Source organism: Pseudarthrobacter sp. ATCC 49987 (assembly GCF_009928425.1).
Lineage (GTDB): Bacteria > Actinomycetota > Actinomycetes > Actinomycetales > Micrococcaceae > Arthrobacter.
The window spans coordinates 1,247,428-1,272,647 of record NZ_JAABNS010000001.1 but is presented as its reverse complement, the minus strand read 5'-3'; the positions used below and the strand labels follow the sequence as shown (position 1 = coordinate 1,272,647).

Genomic DNA, 25,220 nt, shown 5'->3' with positions numbered 1-25,220 from the left:
AACTAGAACCGAGTGTTTAACAATCCCGATGTGATGCCACCACCAAAGGCATTAGACCTATCCTCGGGAGTGTATTCGAACGGACCAATAGCGTTGTTATAGAAACACATGATCAACGCGTCTGCCTTGTCCGGTGACCTAAATCCGCGCTTCTTGTAGTCGTCCTTGCTCTCGACAGCACGCCGGCCCTTTGAATCCATCTTCCATTGGCGGCTCGACAGCTCCATGAGCAGATCGTCGTCCATCTCGATGCTTATCGTCTCGATGATGCTGGCTAAGTAGAACCAGGCTTCGCTGATGAGGTTCGGGTACTTGTCGGGGTCTGATGCTTTGGCGCCAAAGTTGATTGCCATGACGCGGTAACCGCGCTTGATCATGTCGTCAGTGACGCCCGAGCCAACACCAGTATCGTCAACTTTGACCAACACGCTCTTGTCATAGTCGATGAACTGTTCAATCTTGTCGCAGACCTCCGTTGTTCGTAGCTTCGTGTACGACCTGGCCTCGACCTCCTTGAGCCCTTTGCGCATGGTCATCACCGTGCGGTCGTTACCCATGCGAGCAACGTCGACACCCACTTCGACAGCACCCTCATCGTCAACGGTGCGCTCCATAGCCCCCAGGATGGCTTGTCGGCTGAGAATAGCGTTGTCGCCTTGTGCAACTGGTTCGCCGAGCCAGACGTGAGCGTACAGATCCAGGGACACTGCTTTGTCTGCTTCCATCTCTTCACGCAGCTCGGCTGGGAAAAGGCCGGCTTGTTCCAGAACGTCGTAGTTGACCTTGCGTACATAGGTACGAACACGCTCTGTCTTGCAGTAACGCACATAGACAGGGTCCAGCTCGTTCATGCGGTTGAACGTGTAGATCAGCTGGCTACCAGGCTTACGAATCGTTGGGATGAGTAGCTTGAGGCTCGACTCGCTAATGCTTTGACTTTCTTCAACCCAACAGATGTCGATACCCTCCATTGACTTGATCTCAGTGGAGTTATGCCGCAGACCTTTGAAGATGAACTCAGTGCCAGTGAGAGTGTTTCTGATTGTTTTGTCGGTGATCTCGTAGTCAGTGAAGCCGTTGTTGTTGATGATGTCGGATAAGAGCTTGTGTACCGAGTCAGCGATGGTGTTCTGCAACTCGCGGGTACAGAGGATTCGCAGCTGCTTCTGCCGGCCACGAAGGATCAGTGCCAGGGCGACGTGCTGTGATTTACCCGAGTTGTGCGCTAGGTAGTTGCTCTCGGTGACGAAATAGTTGTGATTGTCCGCGACAGTGATGTCGTAGCTGACTTCAGACGGTAAGACCGACACACCATGGATTGACGATGGTTCTAAACAACGTGCTTCCAGCTGCGGCCAGCTAGGACATCCTTGACTGCATAGTGCGTTACCTTCACTGGCAACATGGCAGCTATCTTGGTAGACGACAGCGTCGGATCGTCGTGTTTCAACTGACGGATGCGCCTCACCAATTTGTCGTTGAGGATCGACTGCGTGGCGGCCTCGCCCCTGAGTGTCTTCATCAGGCCATTGGCAATTGCATGAGCAGTCTGTTCCTCTTTGGTTGACCATTCCAAGTTGGATATTTGATTGTCGTCTTTGACTGCATTGATGTGGTTGACAGTCGACTTGTTGAGCGGATTCCGAATCCAAGTCGAGGCAACAACACGGTGAACTTTGATTGTATGCCCGTTCATCACGGTCCGGAGATACCCATTCATGTCGCGCGCCGGATGTAATACGACTGTCTTGTAGCCACCCTTGTACTTCGTCGTCAAGAGTCTGCCCATATTGCTTGCATAATAATTTGAGGTGAACCCTTTGGCTGGGAGCCATCGCTCCCCAGGCAAGCTTATAGAGTGGAACCCATTTTCCTTTGTGGTAGAACTTGTGGTCATATGTTGCTTTGATTAATTCCTTTTCTATATTAAATTCTAATATAGGTTTAGGGTCAAAGTCCACATCAAAGCGGTGAATATCAGTCACTTCTTTTAGTTCAACGTCTCCCACCGCGCCCATTGACCAAACAATATCGCCGGTCTTTATATCGGCAATTGGCATATGACCGTCTTGAGTCGCAACTAAAGTGGCACCCGAAAAACAGCCACGGCCACCGTAGAAGACGATGTTGCGCCAAGACTCATTGAAGAGCTCCTCGTATTCTTCGAGGAACTTAATCCGTACTTGGTTGGTCCCCACTACGGACGATCTCCACAAGCGCCTGCATAGGCTGGCCACCAGTGGTGTGATCGATTTCCTGGCGGGCCTTCCAGTTCTTCTTGTCTACGTTTGTCATCCAGAAGATGCCGGCAGCAGCAGGGGTATCGCCGCTGAGGATACGACTCTCTGTTTCGGCGATGAGACGCATCTTCGCCTCTTTTAGTACGTTGGAAAACCTGTCGGCTGTCTCTCTCGCCGCATCGAAGTCGGTGGCCTTTTCGTCGTACTTGCCGCTCTCGTAGTCCAGAATGACATCGCGTGTGGTTTTGAGCGCAAGACAGAGCCCATTAATCGTGTAGGGCTTCTTGAGAGTGATGTATTCTTCGGTCGCAGTGTATGTGCTGCCGTCCACCCGAGTCTTCATGATCAACCGCTCAGCAACGTGTGGATCACAATCACTAAAGTAAGCTTCTAGCTTCTGGCGAAGCTCACTAGCGCTTTGGAACTTGAGCGGTCGTCCGCCCTTGTCTAATTCTTCTGGTGTGTCTGGTGTTTTTGGGTCTGCCATATTTGTGCCTCTATTTATGCACAGACGCCGTGATTTTAAAAGACCCAAGATTGTCAGCCCCCGTCGGTAAGGTTGAGTCGAGATCTACTTGAGGGGAAGCATGGGGAGAAAGAACGACCTGGAGAACGCGGTCGACGACATCGTGTTCATGGAAATGGACACCCGGTACGGGACGACTGTTCCAACGTCGGATTCAGTGAAGCTGAGCAACGGCGGCGTCTACCTAGAGGCCGTCTACCTGTACACAGACATGGCCAATTCCACCGGCTTGACCAGGTTCCATACTGACGAGACCTCAGCCAAGATCATCAAGTCATTCCTCACCACTGCAACCCGCATCCTCAGGCATCACGGCGGGGAGATTCGCAGTTACGACGGTGACCGGGTTATGTCAATCTTCATAGGTGACGAGGGCGCCACGAAAGCTGTGAAGGCTGCTCTGGAGATCAAGTGGGCTGTTGAGAATGTTGTGCGTCCGAGCCTCCGCCTCGCCGTCGACGAGTACAAAGAGGATAAGTGGCAACTTAGCCACCGAACCGGAATCGACTACGGGTGGGCACTGATCGCGAGGGCTGGCGTCAGGAACAACAACGACCTGGTATCCATCGGAGATGCCCCTAATATCGCTGCCAAGCTGAGCGATCTAAAAGGACACCGTACTTTCATAACTGACAGGGTGTGGATAGAAGCCGCCGCTAGTGTCTGCATCTCTAGCTCGGGAAAGTCCATGTGGTCTTCGGCGTCGCGTATGGACATTGGCGGCGGAAGATCAGAGCTGGTGCGCTACTCAGACTGGGGATGGATAATTTCATGATCCACGAGGATGCCATCGACAACGCCTGGAAGATCCACGCGGCCCAAGTGGACTGGACGGGCAAGGTAGACACGAAAGCCTCGTTTGCCTTCGCCCTTGAATCCGCGATCATAGCGACCACGGTTGCTCTCTCGGCGGACGGCAGGCTCTTCTCAGACCTGCCGTCAGGGATAGTGCCGCTCTTCTACTGGCTCGGTTTGCTGTCACTGGGCGCTGGTGCCTTTTTCGCGCTTGTCGTCGTCCGGCCGCGCCTCAAGGGTACTGGTCTGCACAAAGCTAGTAGCGAGAACTACATCTACTTTGGCCACGCGCAGTACTGGGAGAGCGACGACCTAGCGACTGCCCTCAAAGAGCGTGAAATCCTCCCAGTGATAACCCGACAGATCGTTGCCATGGCTGATATTGCATGGCAGAAGCACCGCTGGGTGCAGTGGTCCATGACACTTGGTGGGATCGGCGGAGCACTTCTCGTAGCTTGCGGCCTAATCCAGAGCTTCTAGTCGATCCCGCTGCGGGGTCGTGTCCCAAGAATGATGGTGACTCCCAAACCGTAGGATGAGTCTGAAGCACTCTTGCCACCACGGGGCAATCACATCTACTGGGGGTCATCATTCATGGCAAACCTGTCGCCGGACGATCTGCGCCGAAACCTTGAGGCGCTCTTCAATTACCGGATGCAGTCACTAAAGGGCGATGAGAAGGGCGAGGCTCAGATTTTCTGTGAACGCCTATTTCAAGCGTTCGGACATGATGGACTTCGTGAGGCCGGCGCAACACTTGAGCAGCGGATCAAGAAGCTGGACAGCAAAGGTACGTCCTTCGCTGATTTGATGTGGAAGCCCCATGTGCTGATCGAGATGAAAAAGGCTGGCCAGGATCTGTCGCGTCATTTCCGGCAAGCGTTTGACTACTGGATGCTGGCCGTTCCAAATCGGCCGCGCTACGTCGTGCTCTGCAATTTTGATGAGTTCTGGGTGTATGACTTCGAGACACAGATCGACGAACCCGTCGACAAGGTGACCCTCAAGGATCTTCCCCATCGCAGCAGCGTTCTAGCCTTCATGAACCCTGTGGCCGTCGAACCGATCTTCAAGAATGATCTAGTTCAGGTGACTCGTGAAGCAGCCGCCAAGGTAGCCAATGTATTTGTCTCGCTGCACGACCGCGGGGTCGAGCGCGCAGTGGCTCAACGATTCTGCTTGCAGTCCGTCATGGCAATGTTCAGCGAAGATATCGGCCTTATCCCGTCGGACACCTTCACGCGCCTGCTATTGGATGCCAAGAATGGCACTGATGCCTACGACTCCATCTTCGGACTGTTCAGGGAGATGAATACACCGGGGATCACTCCGGGCGGCCACTACAAAGGCACCCCGTATTTCAATGGCGGACTGTTTGCCGACATTACGCCTATTGAGCTGACGGATGGTGAGCTAGATCTGATGCGAGCCGCCTCATCTGAGCAGTGGTTTGCCGTCCGGCCGGAGATCTTCGGTACTTTGTTCGAAGGTTCTATGGACGACGGCGAGCGACATGCGCGCGGCGCTCACTTCACCTCGCCTGCCGACATAGCAAAAGTTGTCATCCCAACTATCGTCACCCCCTGGCGCGAACGTCTTGACGCCGCCAAAGGCAGCATCGAGTCTCTTGAGAAAGAGCTGTACGCGCTTTCGAACTTCAAAGTTCTCGATCCAGCCTGTGGCTCGGGGAACTTCCTCTATGTTGCTTATCGGGAACTGCGACGGCTCGAAAAGGAAGCGCACGACCTTATCGCTGACCGGCGACGAAGCGGCCTTTCAATGCAAGCCCGCGCCTCCTATATCGCCACTGATCACTTCTATGGCTTTGACATCAACCCCTTCGCGGTAGAAATCGCGAAGGTGACCATGATGTTGGCTAAGAAGCTGAGCTCCGACGAGCTCCATGACATGCCAAACGTCCTGCCACTCGACAACCTTGACGGGACGATCAAGCAAGCCGACGCCTTATTCACTGTCTGGCCAGAGGTTGATGCCATCGTTGGCAATCCGCCTTACCTTGGCCGGCGAAAGATGGTGAAAGATCTCGGAGCTGTCTACACACACAAGGTGACAGCAGCACATCCGAAAGTCGCGGGTGTTGCGGACTTTGTTTGCTATTGGTTCCCTCTTGCACATGACCGACTCGCTCCAGGTGGTCGGGCCGGCTTCGTTGCTACTAACACGATTCGACAGAACGCATCTCGGGAATCATCGCTTGGCTACATCGTCGACAACGGTGGAATCATCACCGATGCTGTGGCTACTCAACCTTGGTCAGGTGAAGCAGGCGTCTCGGTTTCGATCGTGAACTGGATGAAAGAAGACCCCGCGGTGAAGTCTCCTGAGTCCAGGGTTCTTTGGCTTGAGGATGGCAACGTAAGGCTTGAACTTCCTGAGGTCGGACCCTCTCTTTCACCAGAAATTGACCTGCGTAAAGCACACTCTTTGGCTGTAAACAAGAAGCCCAAGGTCTTCTTCCAAGGTCAAACGCCTGGCGTCACCGATGGCTTCATTATCGAGAAGGAGGACCGGAAAGTCGCCCAGCGCCTCATAGCTGATTCCCAGGCGGTCGTCCACCCGTTCCTTGGCGGCGACGAGATCCTGCACGAACTCGGTCCCATCCGGTGGGTTGTTGACATTGATGAATCGGACAGCATCAAGGCAGGGAACAAGTACCCCTCCGCGATGGCCCATTTACGGGATCTTGTTCTTCCGCTCAAGGAATCACGAGCCAAAGAAGAGGCCGAACGCAACGCTGAGGTATTGATTGCCAACCCGAAGGCCCGAGTCAACAAACATCATCAGGGATTCCTAAATAGTTGGTGGCAGCTGAACTACCGCAGAGGTGACATGCTCGACGCGGTGGCACCTCTGGACAGGTACATCGCTGTGACTCGAGTGGCGAGCGACAAGCGTATGTCCGTCTTCACGTTTGTTGATTCATCGCTGTGGCTTGGTGACTCGGCGCAAGCATTCGCGTTCGATGACGACTACTCGATGGGCATCCTTCAATCCACACTCCATAGGCAGTGGCTTGTGGAGCGCTGCTCCACTCTGGAAACCCGCCTTAGGTACACTTCGACGACTGTCTTCGACAGCTTCGCCTGGCCCCAGAATCCCGCACCGAAATCAGTCGAGCGCGTCGCCAGGGCCATGGCAGAAATCGTGGATCTGAGGGCGGCGTACTTGAACGACGGAATTAGTTTGGCCAAGCAATACAACTCGCTCAGGACGGCTGGCAAAAGCAAGCTTAGAGAACTCCACGATGAGCTAGATGCCGCTGTTTATGAGGCGTTTGAATTCTCGACCAGCCTCGATCCAATCGCTCAGATGTTCTCTCTCAACCTAGAGGTCCATGAACTTGGGTCAGACGCTCGCGGGCCTGGCGCTAAGGGACTGACGAACACGAGATTCAGTAACTACAAATTGGTTTCGTCTCTGTAGCGCGGCAGACCAGGCGAGCCGTTCGGCTGCGCTACACTCGATCCTGGCCCGCCGACACGTTCCCCCAATCTTGTCGGCGGGTCTTCGTCGATCTATCCGGCGTGCCTTGTCTCTAAGCCAGGGTTTCGTCTACAACCCCGCGATGCCCTGCTGCATCATGGCGTTCAAGGCATCGATGCCACCCTGGACTGTTCCGGTGGCGGCATGGTCTACCAGCTTCAAAAGGAGCGCCTTTACCTTGCCGCTGTCCGGAGCCGACGAGTGTATTTCTTCTTCGACGTCGTTCGCGACAATCTGAGCCTGGGTGGTTACATCCTCAGTGACACCGAGAACCAACGGGTTCACCATGGCACGGACAGAGCCAAGAATGCGCTCTACTACTTCGACTTGACCCTGTGTCATTGAGTTGGACTGTGTGACGTTTGAGCTTTGCAGGGCGACGTTGACCGACTGGGAGTCGGTGATGGTGACGTTGTTCATGGTGAGTCCTGCCGACGTAAGTGCTTGGTTGACTGACTGTTCAGCTTCTACTATCCGTGAGCCCTTGGTGGTAACTGACGGTCGGATCAACTCACCACCAGATGCTTTATGGCCCTTGATGTATTCCTCTTCCAAAAGCCATTTGGTTGCCCGGTAAAGCTCATCCTGCGAGTACGGATCGCCCAGGTACTGGTTACTGGCCGATTCCAAGAAGTCGCTGATGCCCGAGACATGACCACCGCTCACGTCCTGGTCATATAGCCAGTTGAGTACAGCATCACGGAGGTGTTGTGCACGGCGGCTACGGTTCGACTTGAGTTCTCCGAACCCGTTGGCGGCGTCGAGGCCAGGCTGCTTCAGCAATACGGAGCCGATACCCTCCAACGATTCCCAGTAGTCCAGCCACCCCCAAGACTTCATCGCTTCCAGGTCACCCGCTAGGGCCAACGATGAGAAGCCCCACTGTTCGGGGTCTTTCTCCAGGGCTTCGATGTCTACTTGATAATGATCGTCTACGGGTTCGAGTCCCGACAGGACTTCAATAAGGCGCAACTGACGCTGGCCTGACGGTGACTGGACGAGTGATTCAACTGTGGACAACGGTTCCCCCTTGATATTGCGGACTTCTTGGTTCCACTGTAGTGAGTGGCACCGACAATCAAGATCGACCCACACTGATGCAGTGCCAGCCCGATCTCTGCTTCGAACGTATGTTCTATACTTGTGCGGTGATCAAGCGTGGTACTCCCGACGACTCTGAGCGCATGTTTGCCCGGATTCAAGCCGAAGAGAGCCGTCCGATTGATGACCCAGCTCCAATCCGAGACTTCCCGAAGTATGGCCGGCCGCTGGTGTACGTGAGCGGTATTTACGGTAAGGCTGTGGGGTGGACGCACACCTACGGCCTGATTGAATGGCTGGACTCTTCTGGCAAGTACCACATGGGCTGGGCGCACTCATCAAGCATCAAGCGAGTGACGCCGGAAGAGTGGAAGGGTGCGAGCGGCCTGTAGGCAAGCGAAAAGACCAAGGCTCTCGAATGGCCTTGGTCTTGATCGCCCATCTCACTCCTGCATGTGGCCGCTCACGCTATTTAGTCCTAGTTCGACAGCATTGTATTTGCTGATGTAGAAGGCTTCTCGCGCATATGGATCGTGCTCACTCGGCTTGAAGACTTCCAGGATCTCAAACGTGAAGTCTGTGATGCTGCTGGCCAGGACAAGCTGATGGAAGGGCGAGCCGCTCTTTGCCTTGATGTGCTCCCACCAGCGCTGCATGATCCACCGAGTGGTAACACCGATATAGCGCTTGCCGGTAGGCCTATGAGTAATCATGTACACGGTTGCTGAGTTGTAGCTATCGACAGACGCTACTTCGAAGCGCATGTTGAACTGCTTTTGGCACTCAGCAGAGCAGAACTCCGTTGAGCCTCCGGTACGAAACTTACTCTTCTCCAGCTTGGTGTACTGGTTTCTACATTCTTTGCACATGTGGGTGGTGAGCCAAATGTTGTGCCAGTAGTCATTGAGTTCGTGAATGCTAGTTATGAACCGCTCAGTCTCTGGGACCTTGGCTGTCATCTTCTCGCGAACTTTAGGCATGTAATCAAAGTCTTCGAGAACGAGTTTCTTGACCTCATCCTTACTCTCGGCATCGTAAATCTCCGAGAATACTCGCTCGTGCCCGAATCCGAGAATACCGCTATCGTGAAGCCGGTCTGTTATGTATACGTAGAACTTGGGCACATCACCTCCTTACAAAAATTTCTTATAGCTTCCGTTGTTGAAAGCTGACCAGGCTCGCCAGCCGCTGCCTTGGTATATGGCATAGGCCGCTGCGACGTTTGCTGCTGGGTTGAACCGCTCTTGGTCCCCGATCAGCCGGCCAACGTGCACGCTGTTGACTTGAAACAACCCCTTGTCGTCGCTGCCGTTCTTGTTGGCGGGGTTATGAGCGCTTGCCCGTCCCCCGCTCTCTGCCTGACACACGGCCAGGGCAGTATCGAGATCCCAGTCGTACTGTGCGATCAAGTCTCGATACTGTACGCAGCCCCTCGCTTGTATATGTGCTGTCGCTTGTTCTGGCGCGCCCTGTGGCGTCGTAGCCGTCTGAACCGATATGTGAGCCGTCTTTGATTCTTGAACGCGACTGGCGGCTTCTATTGCTGTCGCGCTTGCTCTTTTGACACGAGTTGGATATCCGCGTGGACCGCCTGGCGGGCTGCCGAGTGAATGTTGGTGTATAAGAACCAGTTTGCGATGGTGACGATGACTGCCGTGGCGAAAATTGTCAGGATGATCGACAGAATAAGTGTCGAGCGGTCCACCGTATTACGTGTGAAGTCTTGTGATCGTAGTTCGTTGTTATCTGGCTTCGTTGCCATGGTTGTAGTGTCCTTTGCCCAAGAGGGCGTTATTTGTTTGTGTTGGCTATAAAGCCAGTACTAGCCGCCGGGGTGGGCTCGACGACTAGTACTGGGTCTACAGAGCTGAAGGCAGGTGAGAGGGATGAGACGGTTTCCACTTTGATGTGCACCCCTACTACAAGGGCAGTGTGCGTACAGGTAGTTTCTGCTCCGTCTTGCCGCTTCACCTGAACAGCGCTTTAGCGCCATCCCTCACAGCTACCTTCAATGTTGTGCAGCTACATGGCGCTAGTAGTAAACGTGCGAACGACCGCACTATGCGCCTCCCTAGCAGGTGTCACCATGCATAACTGGGCTTTTACTACTAGCTGAACATATAAGGCAGGGATTTGACGAGAGCCGAGTGTCTTTGAATGACTCTGTTCACCTCGGCGGCTATCACCACCATTCTCGTATAGTCACCCTGCATGAGTAAGTAATTACGGTGGAAGTTTTTTACGTCTTACTCTCATAACGCGTCTACCTATTCCGCCACTTATATGCCCACGGCAGCGCACCAGGTAGTTGAAAACAAAAGAACCTTTCGAAAAGATTAGTTAGTTTCCTGATACGCCTGCGTGGCTGAATAACCAAGTTTTCAATGTGCGGCTCAATAGCCTTTACCCGAACACCTTGACGCTATTTCGACTCTTACGTTATCGAGTCTTGGATCGGATCGAACGATCTACTAGGTGGGTTATTCAGGTAAGGACTATCGAGTCCCTGTATGCCGCTGCTGCTGTCCAGCCTTTATTCGCTGCGCTTTTGGCATGTTTAGATATTAACCTATTTTGGTTGAATGTTCAATAGTTTTGAAGTTGTAGAATATGCAACGTCATTCAGTTAGGGCTGATCAAGGCGTAAGGCGCTGGGCTCAAATTGTCGGCCGCTGTCAGTAGAGTTGAACCATGACTGATGACGGCGCCACCAGCGCTCACCACGCCGCGAAAACCGCCTACTTAAACTTGGGACTTGATACGGCAGCTGTTACCTCGGGGATCAGCAAGGCGCTCCTCGACGCCTGGTCTCCAAGCACTAACTCGCTCATCGGTCCCATGTTTGCCGACAGCACGAAGGGCATCGGCTCCATGATTGCCCAGTCGTTCGATACCTCAGGGATCAGCAAGCTCATCGCCGGCATGGTTCAATCGCCGTCCATTTCGAAGCAGCTGGTGGATAGCTATGCGTCGTTTGGACAGCTTGCACAACCGGGGCTGAGTCAGATTTACCCTGCCCTCCAGATGGCTGGCTTCTTTAGCGGCGGTACCGAGCTTCAGAAGTCGGTCGCCGCTGTGTCTGGTTTCCTCGCACAGTCGATTGATACACGCTCATTCGCACAGAGCCTACTGTCTCAAGCCACGTCGCTTCGCAGCGAGCTCGTGGACCAGGACTTCGATGACATCACGGCGGATTTCCTTGAACAGCAGCCTGAAGTCGCAGCAGCCATCCAGGACCAGCCATTCCTGATCGACCTCTCCCCCGCAGAGCGCAAGCTGATCGTCTGGTTTATCGGAACCATCGTTGCCATCTACGTCACCATGGGGGTCGTCAACATCAGTTTGGACAGCGAAGAATTCGGACAGCTCTTGAGCGGTCTGGGGATAGCCGGGCCGGCTAGCGGCGTGGCCGCGGGCAAAGTGACCAGCAAGCTCCTGGATAAGTTGCCCAAAGCTTCTGCGGAGTGAGATCAAGCGGATACAAAAAGAGGGAGCTTAGTTGCTCCCTCTGTCTTCTTTCAGTGCTTGGCGTCGCTTCTCCATTGAACCTTCGGCAGCACGCTTGATGGTTTCGGGGTCAGTTACAAAGTCAATCAAGTCTTGTTGTTTAAGTGCTTGGCGTTTGGTGGTGATAGCTTGCTTGATTTGCTTTATCCCGCATTTTCTTCGCTCACCTTTACCGCAGTCATAGCAGCCGTAGCAAGAGTGGTTATCAATATCGACTAATGCTTCCAACTCATCCAGTACTCGCCCCTCTGCCTTAAGAACCTCACTTTCAAGTGTTGGTTGAAACTTTGCTTCATAATGGTTGTATGCTTCTATCTCTGCTGCTCGCTCACGGGCTTTGACTTGCTCTAGTGTGTACATTTGTGTTCTTTTGACTGATGACTTGGGCGAATGACGCTTGCAATACTTGCTCGGGAGTGTCTTTTTACAGTAACCACAGGTGATTTCCTGCTTGCCAAACATAAAAGGCTCTTTATCTACGTTCATGATGTGAGTCCTTTCTTTAGTTCGGCTATGTATTTGTTCGCAACGAAGTGTTGCCCGTCTGACAGTCTTGTGACGCTACCATCAAGTTCGCCTATTATCTCGCGCATGCCGTCTATTCGGGCTTCCAGCTGTTTCTGGGTGATGAGTGCCATGATCGCTTCGGTAGCTTGCTGCTCGTCTCCTGGGTTACTCCACCAATAACAGTCATCAACGTCCATATGGCACTGGCAATCGCCTACGATGTGTGTAATCTGCTCTCTCAGCTCTTTATCTTCGTATTGGCTGGTTTTAATTCCCACGATTTCGTGAAGATTAGAATTGTCTACCTTGTCTCTAGCACATGTAATACAGTTGCCCTCGCCGTCCCAGTTCAATCCGTGGTGTCCGCATTGTTGGGTGTCTTCGTATTGGTTAGGCATGGGTTAGTTCTCCTGCATCATGCAGTGCTATCGTTAACTTTAGGAGGGCTTTGAGAGGGGTTTCTGATTCTACATAGCGGTTGTCATTATCCCAGCTAAACGCAAGGTAATATTCGGGGTATTTTCTAACGCCATACCCCCACGGTAGCTCCTCTAGTAGGTAGTCGGAGGTGTAGAGAGGTACTGTGTTAGCCCCGATTGGCCCCATGAACGTCGCACCGACTTCGTCATTAATGAGGTTGATAGTGCCAATCCACCCAGTCCGCTTATACACTTCCTTACATAGCTCAAATAGCTCGGTATCGTGGCTCATGACTTAGCCTCCAGCAGATCAGGAGTATCGATGATGCTCCCGATAATCTGCATGTCTTCGTGTGCACCTATTAGGCCATCCATCCCCTGGTACTGAGGAATACCGTTCTTCAACCAGGCAGCGTAGAAGCCATGACCACGCCACTCAACGACATAGGTGTCGCGCTGAAGCTCATCCTCAACGTCTTCAAAGGGCGAGACGTACTCAAGAAGGTCGCCGTCGAAGATGTCCGCTCCGGTCATGTCTTGAAGCCCGGTAAAGAGCCGGCGGGCCAGAATCTGCAGGTCGTACACGAACTCATCGGTTTGGATCTCGTCTAGGGTCACTACTTCGTGGAGGATAGTGCCAGCTTTGTCACGGTTCCTGTAGACGTAGTCGAACTTGATTGGGTGGTTCATGAGGTTTGCTCCAGCGCCAAGGGCGGCGACTGTTACTGCTGATATGAGGAGAGGCTTACGCATGGTTGGCCTCCCATGAATCGACTGCCACCACCAGTAGAAGGCTGATGCACACCAACGCACAGACGGTCATTCCAGAGAAGTCGCCTTTAGTTGCGAGGTGGGAACCAAGAATTGCCATGGCGGCGATGTTAAAGGCTAGAGTCAAGCGTTGAGCTGGCGTCATGACTTCGCTCCATACTTGTTTATGTAATCCTTGGCCTGTTGCTTCGTGTAATAGTCGCCATCCCAATCGTTCTGGATGACGCCATCACACTCATCAATCATTTTGCAGATGAGTTCTTTCTGTTCTGTCGTATCCTGCTGCGACATGACAGACACTGATGAGCCGAGGACTACATAGCGGTTGTGCAGGTCCTTTGCTTTCTCACTATGTAGATTCCAGCTCTTTAGAGATCCCCACTTCAGTAGTAGGTAGTCTTCACCAGTTTCGTAGCTGATGCCCTCAAGATCTTTGATGGCTTTGTCAATCTCATTGCGTGCTTCCGCTACTTCATCTGTTGAAAATCGCCTGCCTTGATATGTCTCTGCGATACTCATGACTTAGCTCCCGCGTCCATCAGCACCTCTCGAATATCTTCGAGTGTGATCCCTTCTTCAAACTGTTGTAGTGACTGTTTCTTCATGGCGTTTATCCTGCTTAGTTTTCTGTTGGGATTATGCGCCAATTCACTTGATTGTTCAATAGTTTTGTTGGTGTGAAATAGTCAACAGTATGGAGAGTCGCGCTGCGTGGTCGTGATTGCCAGACGGTAGCCTGATCCCATGGCAGAAGTAGAAGTAGAGGAAAAGTCCAAGCCCTGGCAGTGGCCAGGTGAGTGGATGCGAGACGAGAAGTTCTGGCGTGATGTCGCGAGCCGGACACTTGCCGGCGCTTTGGTCGTCGCCATGGGCTACTTGGTGGCCGTGGCAAATGGACTCCTACAAGTTCCACCCGTTGCACAGGTAGTAGTCGGCATTTGCTTCATCGCCGGTGCCGTGGGTCTGTTCAGCCTATTCGTAGTGAAATATCAAAAGTGGATAGCACCTCTTGTGAACAGGGCCTCGCGGCCATGGGGCGACATCCTCGACACAGTCATAAAGCTGATCGTAATGGGGTTGTCTGTATGGATGCTGCTGGCCGGCATCCTCAGCTTCCGCCCTTAGGCACTAGTCCCCCACTCCCTACTACTTGAGGGACAAGACCAAGACAAACCAATTACAAGCTATTCTTACTCCCTGCCAAAGCTCGCGTATCTTCATACGGCTTGCCAGTTGGGATCTGTTCCAACAAGGAGATCAATAGTTCAGCCGTCAGTAAGTCAGGTGAGTCAACATTTAGTCACGGTTCACCAAGCCTGTGAGGGCTGCACCAGTAGTTTTCCACAACTTGCAAGTTTTTCTTGCAAGTTGTTCATAGGCTACGAACTATGTTCTTGAAAAGTATTTGCACAAGAAACCAGAACTGTTATAATGAGTACAGTTCTAGAAGGCAAACTAAAAGGCATCGCATAGCGGTGTCTTTTTCGTTGTTCTTATACCCCCGAAAGCCTTGTTCTAGAAGGCAAACGGTTACTCATCATTATGACGATGATGTGATTTAAGTCAATGCTCATAGGTGACCAAGCGCACTTATATTGTGGAGAACTATCACAAAACAGTGGATAAGTCCTGGTAAAAACGAGCCCCATGCTTCACAATCATCGGCATGGATCTTCTAAAACTCACAAACGTTATCTACACAGTTCCTACGAATGATGTGCCCTACTTCCAGCCAACCTTCGCCGAGCGACAAAAACTCTTGAAAAAACACAAGTCTTTCTTCATCATAGGTAAGCCTGGTATCAAGCCACGCAAGAGCGTTTTGGCAGTAGACGCTCCCCCAACGCAAAAGCCCTAGACATCGTCCAGGGCTTTTTGTTTGTCGTTGCTGCTATCCAAGGATCATGCCGAGGACAAGACAGCTCATGCCGACTATCGCGAGCCGGCCTTCTGGTGTGGCGCGCCATGGCCTTGGTCGGTAGTACGAGCCAGAACGTGTCTGAGAGCGCTTGTGAGACGGCTTTGTCTGTTCAGATTGTAGCCAGTTCGATTCTTGGACTATTGCGCCTGTGTGAGTGTCCAACGTGTGGTAGCGGCTCACTTCGAAGCCTCTAAATAGCGCCGCATTTTCCAGACGGGGTCGAAAGTGGACCACACGGCAGAGGCCTGCTCTTCCCAATTAGCTTGATTGATCAGCAAACGCCAGAAATCTCCATCTAAAACGACAGGCTCCTCGTCAACTCTAGTATGTTGTTCTTTCACTTCACCTCCAGCCGCCGCATATCGGGCCGCAGCTGTCTTTCTATCCCATCCGCGCAACTCCACTAAGCGAACAGCAGCTTCTAGGATCTTCTCGTTTTTCAACGGCAGAGAAACGCGGCTCATGCTCGCCCTTCTTTCTCAAGCATCTCAGGGTTTTCGTAGATATTGCCGATTACTTCGTAGTCCGACTTGCTATCAAGAGCGTCCAACCGCATCTTCCACTTCTTCTCGTGCACAGTCACAAACGCGGCCGTTTTTTCTAAAAACTCGACCAGACCGCTGTCACGCTCGACGTCCATGCCCCAATGAAAGACGGGACGGCTAAGTATGTCGCCCTCGTATATATCCACGCCGTTCTTGTCTTTGAGGCCCGTGTATTGCTGAAGAACAAAGTTGCCTTCTGGATAGCCGTGCACGATAAGTTGCCCATCCATGCCCATTGCAATACCGTCAACGATCTTTCCGTGAAACTTATCCCATGCTCTAAATTTGATCTCTCTCATTACAGTGACCCCAAAATATCTGAGGCTAGCATGTCTGCGAGTCCGCTCAGATCGCTGTAAGTCTCATCGTTCCATAGAGATGCGATTTCTAGTATCTTGTCCGAAATCTGTTCTTTACTCATATTCAATTGTTCCTGCTTACATTTACGACAGCTTTGCTCATGTCGTGACCGTTTTCTGCAAAGATGTCGTAAGCACCTCACATACTTCTAGTAATCCGTGCCGCACACCGCAGCATGATCGTACGCCGTGCTTTGGGTAGGAGCGTCGCTTCAATGAACTACATGACTTACATAAGTTCTGACTTCTAGGTAAGGCGTATTGCTTACTTCTGTGTGGAGAGAACTCCGAAAGCTTCTTGATCGTCTGGCACATAGAACAATACTTGACGCCCCTATTTGAAGGGTCGTGCTTCAACAACGACGCGTGCTGCACCCCCTGAGCAACTAAGCTATCTATTAGTGCCATTCCTTCACCCAAAGTATCCGCAGCACCAACCAATGCACCGTCTAGGTAGAGCATGTACTCTAACTCACCACCGAACGAAGTCTTTTCAATTTCATAAGCTCCGTAGCAAGTGCAATCTAGTACGATTAGTTCGGTTTCTTGTGCCAGCATTTCTTGGTTCATCTTATTGTTCCTGTTTAGCTTTGTTCTAATAAACAGTATGCGCCTTTATGCTTGAATATTCAATAGTATTCACCACAGTTAAGTTGTAGTTTTTGCTACTTAACCTTGTTTGCAAATCCCTCTATATGCATCAACTCAAACATGTGTTCATACGCCCCTAGCTTGCCGTGCATGTAGCCTTGAAGGTTACGAAGCCCTATATCCGTCTCGGCTAAGAACAGCACGCTAGGCACGGTCTCAATCTCTCCAGGGCGCACGCCATCGAATACGGCTATGTACTCGCGGATCTTCTTTTCAATCTCTATGCGACTTTCATTGTCGCGGTCTACCTCTATCCAAAGAGAAACGAGCTCGCTCTTATCCGTCAACTCCAGCTCTACAAAGAAGTCAGGGCGGACGGTGACGCCGGCTAGGCGCATATGGGTATCCGGCTCGCAGTAGTAGCCCCGTATCTTTATCTCTCCCCTATCCTCCCGCTCACATAGTTGGGCGAACACATCCGCCACTCGTAGTCGATGCTCAGATATAGCGGTAAACCTAGGGCGGAACTTTCCACGCTTACCAAGGTATTGCCAGCCAACGGCTCCGAGTTGGTAGACAGCCGGCCCCGACCCCTTACCGTCGCCCTGTACCTGGCGTCGTCCCATGCGCACGATGAACTTATCCCGCACAAGTCTCTTGGCGACATTGTCCCAAGAAGTCTTGCTCTTTAGGACTGAAAAATGAAGCTGCCAAATATGACCAGCCGAAAGCTGACCGAATCGGTCGAGTGAGTGCAAAATATCGGCATCGCGATTGCTGAGGCGCATGGTCGCAGTATAGAACAGGTAAGTCTGGCGCCCAAGCGCACTGTTTCCGCTGGTGGAGCGGTCATCTGGTATGTGGTCAGACACTCGGCAGACACATATCCAAACACATGGCTCTTATTTCGTATCTGTCCGCATGTTGCATTGTTTTTTCTACAACTCTAAAACTATTGAACATTTGAAACTTTCATTCATAATGAGCATTAGCAAACGGGCACTACCCACACAGAGCATATTTATAATCGGGCTAATACCAACCAAATAGAAAGGAGGGATATGGACAAAGACCACATATACCCCAAGCAAACCAAGAAGATCAGGCACACGATGATGAGCATCTCAGTACCAGCGGCCTTCGTGCCGGCAGTACGTGAATACCAGCAGTGGCGGATCGACTGTGGACTACCGAAAGCTAGCCAGGGGAACATCCTGGCGACCGTAGCTCTCCAGAACAACACAAAACTACGACAAATCTTCCGAGAGAAGGAAAGGACTAACAGATATGGAAAGAAGTACCTTGATGCAATCAAGACGACTAAAGCAGGTCAATCCGCATGCTAAGACGCTCTCGGCTATCCGTGCACGCCGTATAGCCCTACAGAGCGAGGTGTACATAACTAAGCGACGGGAGCTCGTATGAGCGGTGTGGACATGGAGCCACCAGCCGTAGGCAAGAAGTATCAGTTTAGGGAATACCCGTCTCTAAAGACAGCAGATCTAATCACCGTGGAGGTGGTAGAGGTTGTCGAACTTGGGGATGGCAAAACCAGCATCGGCTACGAACGTCGTGGATTAAAAGAGTATATGTATGTCGACGAGTTCAGGCTGAACGCTGAGGTACAGACATGAGCAAAGTAGCAACGTTCGATCTCAAGGCACTACGAGCACCATTCAAGCCAGAAGACATCGAGTGGCGTGTTCAACGCTCAGGCGTAAAGGGTCAAAGCGGCTGGGTACAGGTTATTGCCTATATCGACAACCGTGCTGTCCAGAACCGCCTAGACGATGTTGTAGGCCCGGAGAACTGGCGAGACCAGTTCGACACCTCACCAAACGGTGGCATCCTGTGTGGCCTCTCTATCCGTGTAAACGGTGAATGGATCACCAAGTGGGACGGAGCTGACAACTCAGATATCGAACCAATCAAAGGCGGTCTATCTAACGCAATGAAGCGCGCAGCAGTGCAGTGGGGTATCGGACGCTATCTATACAGCCTTGAAGCTGTCTACCAGAGCGTCTACCAGTCTGAAGGCGAAAACTATATTCAGATCTGGAAGAACCCAAAGAACAAGCAAGGCGATCCTGACGTCAAAGGCTACTGGAATCCACCGAAGCTTCCGAACTGGGCATTGCCGATTCGAGCGCCAGGCGACGAAAAGAAAGCTCCGCCCGCCTCAGCTCTTATCACTGGCACAGCTCCAGCATCTGAGCCGGCTATCGACAACCCTCCATCAGGCGCTCAGATCATCAAGATCAAGACGCTCTACAACGCCATCAAGGCAGATCCGAATAAACGGGACAAATGGCTTGCAGCGATCCTGACCGACGTCCAAGCAGCGCAAGCCATCGAACGACTAGAAGCAAAGAAGCAAGAAATGGAGGAAGTATAGATGGCCACCTACTACAGCCAAATAAGCCGTGGTCTCGATGACGAGATAGACATGAGTGAGCAATTGATCGAGCAAGAGGAACGGGCGCAGCAAGAGGAACGATACTTGGAGTATTCGGAGTGATGGAAATCTTCGCGGTTCTACAGATCGTCAGGGAAGCCGAACGTGGCGTCCTGATAATTGAAACTCAACGACCACCAGGGGCATCGTCATGATGCGTCCAGATACCAGAGACCACGCTATCGACATAGTCGTCGACAGGGTCAGCCTCATGTCGCCGGCAGCTATACGTGCCCTGGCAAGTGAAATGCCCGTTGGCATAGCTGAAGCTATAGAAGACTTCTGCCACACTGTGGCGCTCTCACCAGATGAATGTCACCTAATCAAGAAACACAACGTCAGCATCGCCTACGAGCTCCTAGAGCTCGCCAAGTACAAGGAGGTGCACGGAAATAACGTAACGGTGGAGTTACCACCAAGGAATGCCAAATAATGTCACGCAATAAAGTTACTCGCCAGGAGTTCCTGGCTATCAAGGCAAGTCTCAAAAATGGACTCTCAACCAAAGAGGTTCAGGACCAGCACGGCCGCGGTGGATCAATCGTCCGCCGAGTCAAGCTCGCTAAGTCATGGCCTGCATACCAAGCCAGCAACCAGGCTCTCAGGGATCGTCGCAAGAGCGATGGACTACTCGACAGCAACCTCACTAAGGAACAAGCTCAGGCCTTCCTGGAGATGCAGACGCAGCTTGAGACAGTAAAGGGCGAACGAGACGCCCACAAAGACCGTGCCGATCGCCTTGAGGCGCGCGTGAAGGTTCAAGCAGGAACCATTCGTGAATACCAACAAGCGGATCTACAAAGAAGCATCCAGAAAGCCCGCCGTAGTCGAAGTATTCTCGCGATGTTCCAGAGGGACAAGTAGGAGCCTTCGTTGTAAATATAGTCACATAAGCGCACATTCATCGGCTAGTTCAGTAACCCCCAAGACGCTGAACTAGCCCTAAACAAGATATTGGGGAAGGAGAAATAGCATATAGCAGGAACAGTTGAAGGTGGCAAGCTTGCAGCTCAAAAAAATAAGGAACTTCACGGCGCTGACTTCTACGCCAGAATCGGGGCTAAGGGTGGAGCCAATGGAAACACCGGAGGATTCGCCGCTGACCCTGAGCTTGCCCGCATTGCCGGGGCTAAGGGTGGTCGCAAAAGCAGACGCACAAAGAAGCCGCCAGTAGAGGTGATAGAGCAAGACAATAAATATAAGACATTCGTAGACAAGCTACGAGGAAAGAAGAGTATATGAGCAAAGCAAAACAATCAATAACTGTAGATGGCGTCGAGTACGTCGCTAAGGGTTCACAAGAGCCAACCAACTCAAATATTAAGATCGTCATCTTACAGCGGGGATGGAACGTCATTGGACGTTGGAGTGAGGACGGCGACAACTGTGCTCTGGATAACGCTTACATCATTAGGCGTTGGGGTACCACGGAAGGCCTCGGCCAACTTGCCCTCAAAGGTAAGCAAGAAGACACCGTACTAGATAAAGCAGGACGTGTTGAGTTCCACCGTTTGACGGTAGTTGCCACTCTCAATGCAGAAGAGGACTTGTGGAACAACGAATTGGTCTAGTTTCCTCTTTAGGAGAGAATTCCCAATCGACCGTAGGTCGCTACGGCGACGGCAACGGCGACGGCAACGGCTACGGCGACGGCGACGGCTACGGCAACGGCTACGGCAACGGCGACGGCTACGGCGACGGCTACGGCGACGGCTACGGCTACGGCAACGGCTACGGCAACGGCTACGGCGACGGCTACGGCAACGGCGACGGCTACGGCGACGGCGACGGCTACGGCGACGGCTACGGCAACGGCGACGGCGACGGCTACGGCGACGGCTACGGCTACTAGCGGTCTGCTGGAGCCGCGCAGTGCCGACACGTAAAGACTAGTGAGTCTAGGTCATCGCTCTTATTCAGCTCATGTATGAAGCAGCCACCGGCATCGTAGCGGTGGCATGAATAACACCAGAAGCGGCTCAGGCCTTGAGACTCCATATAAGCAACCACACGGTCACGGACCACATCGCGGCGTTCAAAGCTCGCACGAGACGGGCGCCGGCCAAGTCGCTCATTGATAATTTCCTGGATACGACGGACCGAACGAGAAGAACCAAGTTCTTCCTGGATCATCCACGCTGTTTTGCGCGGCACCTCGCTTGCTAGTTCAATGATTCGTTCGTCTTCGTCATACATCGTGCAGCTACTTAAGCAAACTATGCACGTCGCGTAAAGACCGCAGATCTCACAATCAGCATTTTGCGTCCCATAATTCGGACCCATCAACAGAGGTCAGCACTCAAAAAACTATGTCAGACCATAGTTGAAGGAAGTTCGCTACTCGACAAGCAAAGTGCTTCATGGCATAAGAAGCCTACGAGAGCTATTAAAGTCACTGGTTGTCAACTATGCGAGGGTTGACAACCAAAAGACTTTTCCACAGGCTCCGTCGTTCAAGCTCAGGATCGTTCAAATAACTTACATGCGCGATATGCGCTGGGAGGTTAATTTCTTACAAGCGATCCTGAGCCTGGGTTACGGCCCACAACCAACTAAATGGAGGATTCATGAATGAACGAGACAGAAAAGAGCATGACGGTCACATACGCAGTCAAGCTAACTCAAGACACCTATGACCATAAAGATCTAGCCTTTACCCAAGCACTTAGGCAGCTTATAAAGACATTTCAACCGTATCTTGATGAGGGACAGATCGACTCGCTGCTGCGGGCTGAGTCCAACAGGCCTAGGCCATCAAAGGCCTCAGAATGAACGATCAGCCAGACATCTATGAATCACTAGACGAGTTCTTGGTATGAGCAAGTTACGAGAGAACCTAAAGAGAGCCCTGAAGTTGAAGCGGCTTCCGGCGTCGTTGAAGAACAACACATTCATCACGGCCTCTCCGTATATTACTGATGCACAGCTGGACGCCGTACTCGATGCTGTTATGGAAGCGATACCTGAGGCTGTGACCGACGAACTAGAACTGTTCTCTGTACAAGGCTTTAACTCGGCGCTCTACGAAGTACGTCGCGTTCTCTCAGAAGCCAAGGCTGGTGATCGTGAGTGAGCACTTCAATCCACACTGGGAGTGCCTTCTAGAAGAAGCATCAACATCACCCGGCAGGAGCCGACTATTTCCACACTGGAATCGTCAGCGACCTATGGTCGAGCCTGAAGGTTGGAGTAAGCAGCGTGCCCTGGCTGCACTCGCTATCCGAGAAGTGCCGTTCTTTGGAGATCCTCGATCAGCCTATGGCGTCAGTGGCGGCCAAGAGTTTGGTATCAATCCCAAGGCTCCACGGCCATTTCATACGCTCATACACGAGCTAGGACACATCTGCTTAGGTCACACCTTCGTTCGACACGACGAAGACATTACTGAAGACATCGGTCTAAAAGAGTTTGGCGCCGACGGTGTGGCCTACATCTTTATGCACGATCTTGGTGTCGAAGAGCAGATGGATGTCCCCCACACTCAGTTGCTCATGAGGCGCAGGCTCGCTGGCAGGACACCGACTGAGAACTTGAAGCATCGGATCTACGAAGCTACTGAGACGATTATTGAAGCCGGTCGGCTAAAGGCGATGGTATGAGTGAGCACTTCATATCAGTCCGCGATGAGTTCAGGCACTCCATAGATCGTGCAGCTGCCATCAAACGCGAAGCGGCTTCCATAGATCGATACTACGAACTCGATGAGATACAGCTGGTCCAGCGCTACGACAGGTTCCATGAGCTCGACCAGGAACAACTTCCGGCCGAACAGCGCCAAACGGTGGACTTCATCATCCAAGCTCTGCTCGGCCGCATCGAGTACAAGATCAGCCCAAGCTTCCGGCAGCAGCTGGAGCAAGAAGCACAACAAACTAACCAATTAGGAGGACCCAATGTATGGGAGAAGTTGTAAACATCAATACCAAGCAGAAAGAAGTCACGCCATCACTGTCGCTAGAGCTACGGCTTGAGGCCCGAAGGTTAGACGACTACCAGGATCTCGGTCCCGTCGATCTGATCGCCAAGGCTGAGCACTACCTAGATCTAGAGCAGACAGACCTCACAGCACTGCAACGCAAGGATCTCGAAACAGTCCTGGGCTACGTGTTCAGCGAGATGGAGCTGCGTGGTGTATAGACCGCAGGACGCGCAAGCAGATGCGGCATGAGTACATCGACATCCCAGCGCAGCCACAACCTCTGCAGGAGATCCTTTGGAAGCGCCAGGAGCTCGCTCGGCGCATCGGGGAAGCCGCAACTAGGGTGTGCTCGGCAACTAAGGAATACAACGAGCTAATAGCTCAACTAATAAGAGTGAACGATGAGATACGAGAAGAAGAGCATTGACTAAATAATCCCGTTCAATCAAAATGAGCGCCAGGAGGATGCTATTAGTAAATTAAGCGACCTACACCTGTACTTCGAAAAGTTAGATTCAGAAGACCTCTTGCCAACCCGGAAACGGATCAGCAAGAAGAAACAGAGCAAGTAACATACGGTGCTCGCCGTCCACACTCCATAGGTACTCTCCCAAGTTATCTCGTGGACAAAGACCGCGCTGGTTTGGTTTTCCCAGCAGCACCGTGCTCCATCCAAGATCACAAGCACTTGCGGCATTGGATGGGTAGACGATTCAATTCGCCTACTTCGCACCTTTCTCAATTCTTTCTATCAGGGAACTTTCCTTGTTACACGAACGACTGCATCAGGGCCACCACCCTGGTGCACCTTGTCTCACCTACAATCCGAGTAGTGTCCGATTGCCGGTGAGACTGGGTAGAGCACGAAACAATAAACCATTAAAAGGAGGTGATATGCCTACAGAGCTCGATAAAAAACTGACGGACATTATCTTCAAGGCTTCAGGCGGCGTTAGCGATATGGGGGCTGAAGAGGTCAGGGCCATCAAGAAAGCAGTTGAGAAGTATGTGATAGGAGAACTGGAACCAACACCACCAACAGTCGAGTGGGTGACATGGGGTGAGGGCATGCAGCAACATCTCTTAGGTAAGAACTCCAAAGTCATGGAGCTACGGCAATCCCTATGGGGAGACAAGGCATGAGTCGGTCTTCGTACTTGCTCCACACAGCACAACAGCTCGTTGACGACTTCAGCGCGACAGTCCAGGAAATCTTTGGGGACTATCCGTACCTGGTTGGCTCGTCGTTAGAACGACCCGACTACCGCGACATAGACCTAAGGATGATCCTTGACGACGACAAGTTTGACCAGCTGTACAGCCTTTTGAATGTTGAAATGCTGGGCATCGCAGTTTCCTTGTGGGGACAGCAAGCGACAGGACTCCCTATCGACTTTCAGGTTCAGAGGCGCACGAACGCCAACTTGAAGTACACCGGCATCCGGAACTGTATGGGACTCCGACCAACCGTTGGTGTCCGTCTCAACGATCATGCCGACAACAAACCGGCAGAGCAGGAGACCAACTAGGTGAGTGTCTCCTCCGACAAAGGCGTCTCCCTAGAGAAGCAAGTAGCCAAGCTGCTGCAGAGAAAGCTCGGAGCCCGAGTATCCAGGGACAAGCGCAGCGGGGCCGGCTCCCATCAGAAGATGGACCTCTCAGATTGGTATCAAGACACCCCCTTGGATATCGAATGCAAGAACCACAAGACGATCAAGCTCCGCGAGTGGTGGAAGCAGACGGTCTCAGGCGCAAGCTTCAATCGCATCCCAACGCTCGTGTTCCAGGCCGACGATGAAGTTCTCGCCACCGTTCGCTTCAGCGATCTTGTCGACCTCATAGCGGAGTCTCAACAGCACCGCGTAGAGATCAAGCGCCTCAAAGAACCGGTTCTTATGACCGGCAACGGGATCGTCATTGATCCAGCCGATATCAAGCCAGGCGTGATCCGCTCAACGTGGAGTGAGTGTCGTGGCGGCAACATGGTGAGCCCTGGCGAGAAGAAGTGTCTCGTGAAGACCTGCACCTATTGCTCAAACAAGAAGGTCAAGAAAGAGAAGAAGTAGCCCTTATCGCGGGGTGAACTCTGTGCCCAATTCCGGACACAGAGCACATTCCCA

Annotated in this window: 37 protein-coding genes; 22 read left to right on the top strand and 15 right to left on the bottom strand. The window is 52.3% G+C overall.

Annotation, left to right across the window (positions count from 1 at the left end; translation table 11 throughout):
- Nucleotides 1–2: 2 nt before the first annotated feature.
- The 3 genes from GXK59_RS21000 to GXK59_RS05990 form a co-directional block, all read right to left on the bottom strand.
- Nucleotides 3–1,310 carry a PBSX family phage terminase large subunit gene (locus GXK59_RS21000; protein WP_160665146.1) on the bottom strand — a complete coding sequence of 436 codons (1,308 nt, stop codon included), beginning with the start codon at nucleotides 1,308–1,310 and terminating at the stop codon, nucleotides 3–5.
- Nucleotides 1,311–1,330: 20 nt separating this feature from the next.
- Nucleotides 1,331–1,696, bottom strand: coding sequence for an HNH endonuclease (locus tag GXK59_RS20995; RefSeq protein ID WP_443094308.1), 366 nt, complete (start codon nucleotides 1,694–1,696; stop codon nucleotides 1,331–1,333).
- A gap of 476 nt (nucleotides 1,697–2,172) precedes the next feature.
- Nucleotides 2,173–2,727 (bottom strand): terminase small subunit, encoded by a 555-nt coding sequence (locus GXK59_RS05990; RefSeq protein ID WP_160665142.1) that lies wholly within the window; start codon nucleotides 2,725–2,727, stop codon nucleotides 2,173–2,175.
- Between the two features lie 100 nt (nucleotides 2,728–2,827).
- Here GXK59_RS05990 and GXK59_RS05985 point away from each other — a divergent pair, with 100 nt between their 5' ends.
- From GXK59_RS05985 to GXK59_RS05975, 3 genes are all read left to right on the top strand, one after another.
- A complete protein-coding gene (locus tag GXK59_RS05985; protein ID WP_160665140.1) occupies nucleotides 2,828–3,541 on the top strand; it encodes an adenylate/guanylate cyclase domain-containing protein in 714 nt (237 codons plus the stop codon).
- Nucleotides 3,538–4,041, top strand: a complete 504-nt coding sequence (locus GXK59_RS05980; protein ID WP_160665138.1) for a Pycsar system effector family protein — start codon at nucleotides 3,538–3,540, stop codon at nucleotides 4,039–4,041. The genes GXK59_RS05985 and GXK59_RS05980 overlap by 4 nt, the downstream gene beginning before the upstream one ends.
- 114 nt (nucleotides 4,042–4,155) lie before the next feature.
- Nucleotides 4,156–7,005, top strand: a complete 2,850-nt coding sequence (locus GXK59_RS05975) for a DNA methyltransferase (RefSeq protein ID WP_202129067.1) — start codon at nucleotides 4,156–4,158, stop codon at nucleotides 7,003–7,005.
- 129 nt (nucleotides 7,006–7,134) lie between these two features.
- Here the strand turns inward: GXK59_RS05975 and GXK59_RS05970 are convergent, their stop codons facing one another.
- Nucleotides 7,135–8,085 (bottom strand): hypothetical protein, encoded by a 951-nt coding sequence (locus GXK59_RS05970; RefSeq protein ID WP_160665136.1) that lies wholly within the window; start codon nucleotides 8,083–8,085, stop codon nucleotides 7,135–7,137.
- A 41-nt stretch (nucleotides 8,086–8,126) separates the two neighbouring features.
- Between GXK59_RS05970 and GXK59_RS05965 the strand changes: the two genes are divergently transcribed.
- Complete coding sequence (locus GXK59_RS05965; RefSeq protein ID WP_160665134.1) at nucleotides 8,127–8,498, top strand: hypothetical protein; 372 nt, start codon at nucleotides 8,127–8,129, stop codon at nucleotides 8,496–8,498.
- 51 nt (nucleotides 8,499–8,549) lie between these two features.
- Here GXK59_RS05965 and GXK59_RS05960 read toward each other — a convergent pair whose 3' ends face one another.
- From GXK59_RS05960 to GXK59_RS05950, 3 genes are all read right to left on the bottom strand, one after another.
- Nucleotides 8,550–9,230 (bottom strand): GIY-YIG nuclease family protein, encoded by a 681-nt coding sequence (locus GXK59_RS05960; RefSeq protein WP_160665132.1) that lies wholly within the window; start codon nucleotides 9,228–9,230, stop codon nucleotides 8,550–8,552.
- A gap of 9 nt (nucleotides 9,231–9,239) precedes the next feature.
- Nucleotides 9,240–9,515: a transglycosylase SLT domain-containing protein gene (locus tag GXK59_RS05955; protein WP_160665130.1), complete on the bottom strand. Its 276-nt coding sequence runs from the start codon at nucleotides 9,513–9,515 to the stop codon at nucleotides 9,240–9,242.
- A 128-nt stretch (nucleotides 9,516–9,643) separates the two neighbouring features.
- Nucleotides 9,644–9,868 carry a hypothetical protein gene (locus tag GXK59_RS05950; RefSeq protein ID WP_160665128.1) on the bottom strand — a complete coding sequence of 75 codons (225 nt, stop codon included), beginning with the start codon at nucleotides 9,866–9,868 and terminating at the stop codon, nucleotides 9,644–9,646.
- A gap of 929 nt (nucleotides 9,869–10,797) precedes the next feature.
- On the opposite strand from GXK59_RS05950, the gene GXK59_RS05945 reads away from it, so the two are divergent.
- Nucleotides 10,798–11,574 carry a hypothetical protein gene (locus GXK59_RS05945; protein ID WP_160665126.1) on the top strand — a complete coding sequence of 259 codons (777 nt, stop codon included), beginning with the start codon at nucleotides 10,798–10,800 and terminating at the stop codon, nucleotides 11,572–11,574.
- A 27-nt stretch (nucleotides 11,575–11,601) separates the two neighbouring features.
- On the opposite strand, the gene GXK59_RS05940 is transcribed toward GXK59_RS05945, so the two are convergent.
- From GXK59_RS05940 to GXK59_RS05920, 5 genes are all read right to left on the bottom strand, one after another.
- The gene (locus GXK59_RS05940) at nucleotides 11,602–12,099 is read right to left on the bottom strand and encodes a hypothetical protein (protein ID WP_160665124.1); all 498 of its coding nucleotides are present in this window, start codon (nucleotides 12,097–12,099) and stop codon (nucleotides 11,602–11,604) included.
- Nucleotides 12,096–12,518 (bottom strand): hypothetical protein, encoded by a 423-nt coding sequence (locus tag GXK59_RS05935; protein ID WP_160665122.1) that lies wholly within the window; start codon nucleotides 12,516–12,518, stop codon nucleotides 12,096–12,098. Before GXK59_RS05935 ends, GXK59_RS05940 begins: the two co-directional genes overlap by 4 nt.
- On the bottom strand, nucleotides 12,511–12,831 hold the full coding sequence (locus GXK59_RS05930) for a hypothetical protein (protein ID WP_160665120.1): 321 nt from the start codon (nucleotides 12,829–12,831) through the stop codon (nucleotides 12,511–12,513). The genes GXK59_RS05935 and GXK59_RS05930 overlap by 8 nt, the downstream gene beginning before the upstream one ends.
- A complete protein-coding gene (locus GXK59_RS05925) occupies nucleotides 12,828–13,292 on the bottom strand; it encodes a YopX family protein (protein WP_160665118.1) in 465 nt (154 codons plus the stop codon). The genes GXK59_RS05930 and GXK59_RS05925 overlap by 4 nt, the downstream gene beginning before the upstream one ends.
- 159 nt (nucleotides 13,293–13,451) lie before the next feature.
- A complete protein-coding gene (locus GXK59_RS05920; RefSeq protein ID WP_160665116.1) occupies nucleotides 13,452–13,829 on the bottom strand; it encodes a hypothetical protein in 378 nt (125 codons plus the stop codon).
- 225 nt (nucleotides 13,830–14,054) lie between these two features.
- Here GXK59_RS05920 and GXK59_RS05915 point away from each other — a divergent pair, with 225 nt between their 5' ends.
- Complete coding sequence (locus GXK59_RS05915) at nucleotides 14,055–14,435, top strand: hypothetical protein (protein WP_160665114.1); 381 nt, start codon at nucleotides 14,055–14,057, stop codon at nucleotides 14,433–14,435.
- 972 nt (nucleotides 14,436–15,407) lie between these two features.
- Here GXK59_RS05915 and GXK59_RS05910 read toward each other — a convergent pair.
- The 3 genes from GXK59_RS05910 to GXK59_RS05900 form a co-directional block, all read right to left on the bottom strand.
- Nucleotides 15,408–15,695, bottom strand: a complete 288-nt coding sequence (locus GXK59_RS05910) for a hypothetical protein (RefSeq protein WP_160665112.1) — start codon at nucleotides 15,693–15,695, stop codon at nucleotides 15,408–15,410.
- A complete protein-coding gene (locus tag GXK59_RS05905) occupies nucleotides 15,692–16,075 on the bottom strand; it encodes a YopX family protein (protein ID WP_160665110.1) in 384 nt (127 codons plus the stop codon). Before GXK59_RS05905 ends, GXK59_RS05910 begins: the two co-directional genes overlap by 4 nt.
- Nucleotides 16,076–16,800: 725 nt before the next feature.
- Nucleotides 16,801–17,514, bottom strand: a complete 714-nt coding sequence (locus tag GXK59_RS05900; protein WP_160665108.1) for a replication-relaxation family protein — start codon at nucleotides 17,512–17,514, stop codon at nucleotides 16,801–16,803.
- A 633-nt stretch (nucleotides 17,515–18,147) separates the two neighbouring features.
- Between GXK59_RS05900 and GXK59_RS05895 the strand changes: the two genes are divergently transcribed.
- From GXK59_RS05895 to GXK59_RS05825, 16 genes are all read left to right on the top strand, one after another.
- Entirely contained in the window at nucleotides 18,148–18,360 is a 213-nt protein-coding gene (locus GXK59_RS05895; RefSeq protein WP_160665106.1) for a hypothetical protein, read from the top strand.
- A complete protein-coding gene (locus tag GXK59_RS05890) occupies nucleotides 18,357–19,121 on the top strand; it encodes a Rad52/Rad22 family DNA repair protein (protein ID WP_160665104.1) in 765 nt (254 codons plus the stop codon). Before GXK59_RS05895 ends, GXK59_RS05890 begins: the two co-directional genes overlap by 4 nt.
- Nucleotides 19,122–19,244, top strand: a complete 123-nt coding sequence (locus GXK59_RS20880) for a hypothetical protein (RefSeq protein ID WP_272927708.1) — start codon at nucleotides 19,122–19,124, stop codon at nucleotides 19,242–19,244.
- Between the two features lie 88 nt (nucleotides 19,245–19,332).
- Nucleotides 19,333–19,614 (top strand): hypothetical protein, encoded by a 282-nt coding sequence (locus GXK59_RS05885; RefSeq protein ID WP_160665102.1) that lies wholly within the window; start codon nucleotides 19,333–19,335, stop codon nucleotides 19,612–19,614.
- Nucleotides 19,614–20,045 (top strand): hypothetical protein, encoded by a 432-nt coding sequence (locus GXK59_RS05880; RefSeq protein ID WP_160665101.1) that lies wholly within the window; start codon nucleotides 19,614–19,616, stop codon nucleotides 20,043–20,045. Before GXK59_RS05885 ends, GXK59_RS05880 begins: the two co-directional genes overlap by 1 nt.
- Before the next feature lie 111 nt (nucleotides 20,046–20,156).
- On the top strand, nucleotides 20,157–20,423 hold the full coding sequence (locus tag GXK59_RS20990) for a KGG domain-containing protein (RefSeq protein WP_160669024.1): 267 nt from the start codon (nucleotides 20,157–20,159) through the stop codon (nucleotides 20,421–20,423).
- A complete protein-coding gene (locus tag GXK59_RS05870) occupies nucleotides 20,420–20,752 on the top strand; it encodes a hypothetical protein (RefSeq protein WP_160665099.1) in 333 nt (110 codons plus the stop codon). The genes GXK59_RS20990 and GXK59_RS05870 overlap by 4 nt, the downstream gene beginning before the upstream one ends.
- On the top strand, nucleotides 20,731–21,033 hold the full coding sequence (locus GXK59_RS05865) for a hypothetical protein (protein ID WP_202129066.1): 303 nt from the start codon (nucleotides 20,731–20,733) through the stop codon (nucleotides 21,031–21,033). The genes GXK59_RS05870 and GXK59_RS05865 overlap by 22 nt, the downstream gene beginning before the upstream one ends.
- A 719-nt stretch (nucleotides 21,034–21,752) precedes the next feature.
- The gene (locus tag GXK59_RS05860; RefSeq protein WP_160665097.1) at nucleotides 21,753–21,953 is read left to right on the top strand and encodes a hypothetical protein; all 201 of its coding nucleotides are present in this window, start codon (nucleotides 21,753–21,755) and stop codon (nucleotides 21,951–21,953) included.
- Between the two features lie 43 nt (nucleotides 21,954–21,996).
- On the top strand, nucleotides 21,997–22,254 hold the full coding sequence (locus GXK59_RS05855) for a hypothetical protein (protein WP_160665095.1): 258 nt from the start codon (nucleotides 21,997–21,999) through the stop codon (nucleotides 22,252–22,254).
- Nucleotides 22,247–22,780: a hypothetical protein gene (locus GXK59_RS05850; protein ID WP_160665093.1), complete on the top strand. Its 534-nt coding sequence runs from the start codon at nucleotides 22,247–22,249 to the stop codon at nucleotides 22,778–22,780. Before GXK59_RS05855 ends, GXK59_RS05850 begins: the two co-directional genes overlap by 8 nt.
- A complete protein-coding gene (locus tag GXK59_RS05845; RefSeq protein ID WP_160665091.1) occupies nucleotides 22,777–23,094 on the top strand; it encodes a hypothetical protein in 318 nt (105 codons plus the stop codon). Before GXK59_RS05850 ends, GXK59_RS05845 begins: the two co-directional genes overlap by 4 nt.
- Nucleotides 23,079–23,318: a hypothetical protein gene (locus GXK59_RS05840; protein ID WP_160665089.1), complete on the top strand. Its 240-nt coding sequence runs from the start codon at nucleotides 23,079–23,081 to the stop codon at nucleotides 23,316–23,318. The genes GXK59_RS05845 and GXK59_RS05840 overlap by 16 nt, the downstream gene beginning before the upstream one ends.
- A 676-nt stretch (nucleotides 23,319–23,994) precedes the next feature.
- A complete protein-coding gene (locus tag GXK59_RS05835) occupies nucleotides 23,995–24,243 on the top strand; it encodes a hypothetical protein (RefSeq protein WP_160665087.1) in 249 nt (82 codons plus the stop codon).
- Nucleotides 24,244–24,383: 140 nt separating this feature from the next.
- Complete coding sequence (locus GXK59_RS05830; protein WP_237393799.1) at nucleotides 24,384–24,629, top strand: hypothetical protein; 246 nt, start codon at nucleotides 24,384–24,386, stop codon at nucleotides 24,627–24,629.
- A complete protein-coding gene (locus GXK59_RS05825; protein WP_160665083.1) occupies nucleotides 24,630–25,166 on the top strand; it encodes a putative PDDEXK endonuclease in 537 nt (178 codons plus the stop codon). It abuts the gene before it with no gap.
- The last annotated feature ends 54 nt before the right edge of the window (nucleotides 25,167–25,220 follow it).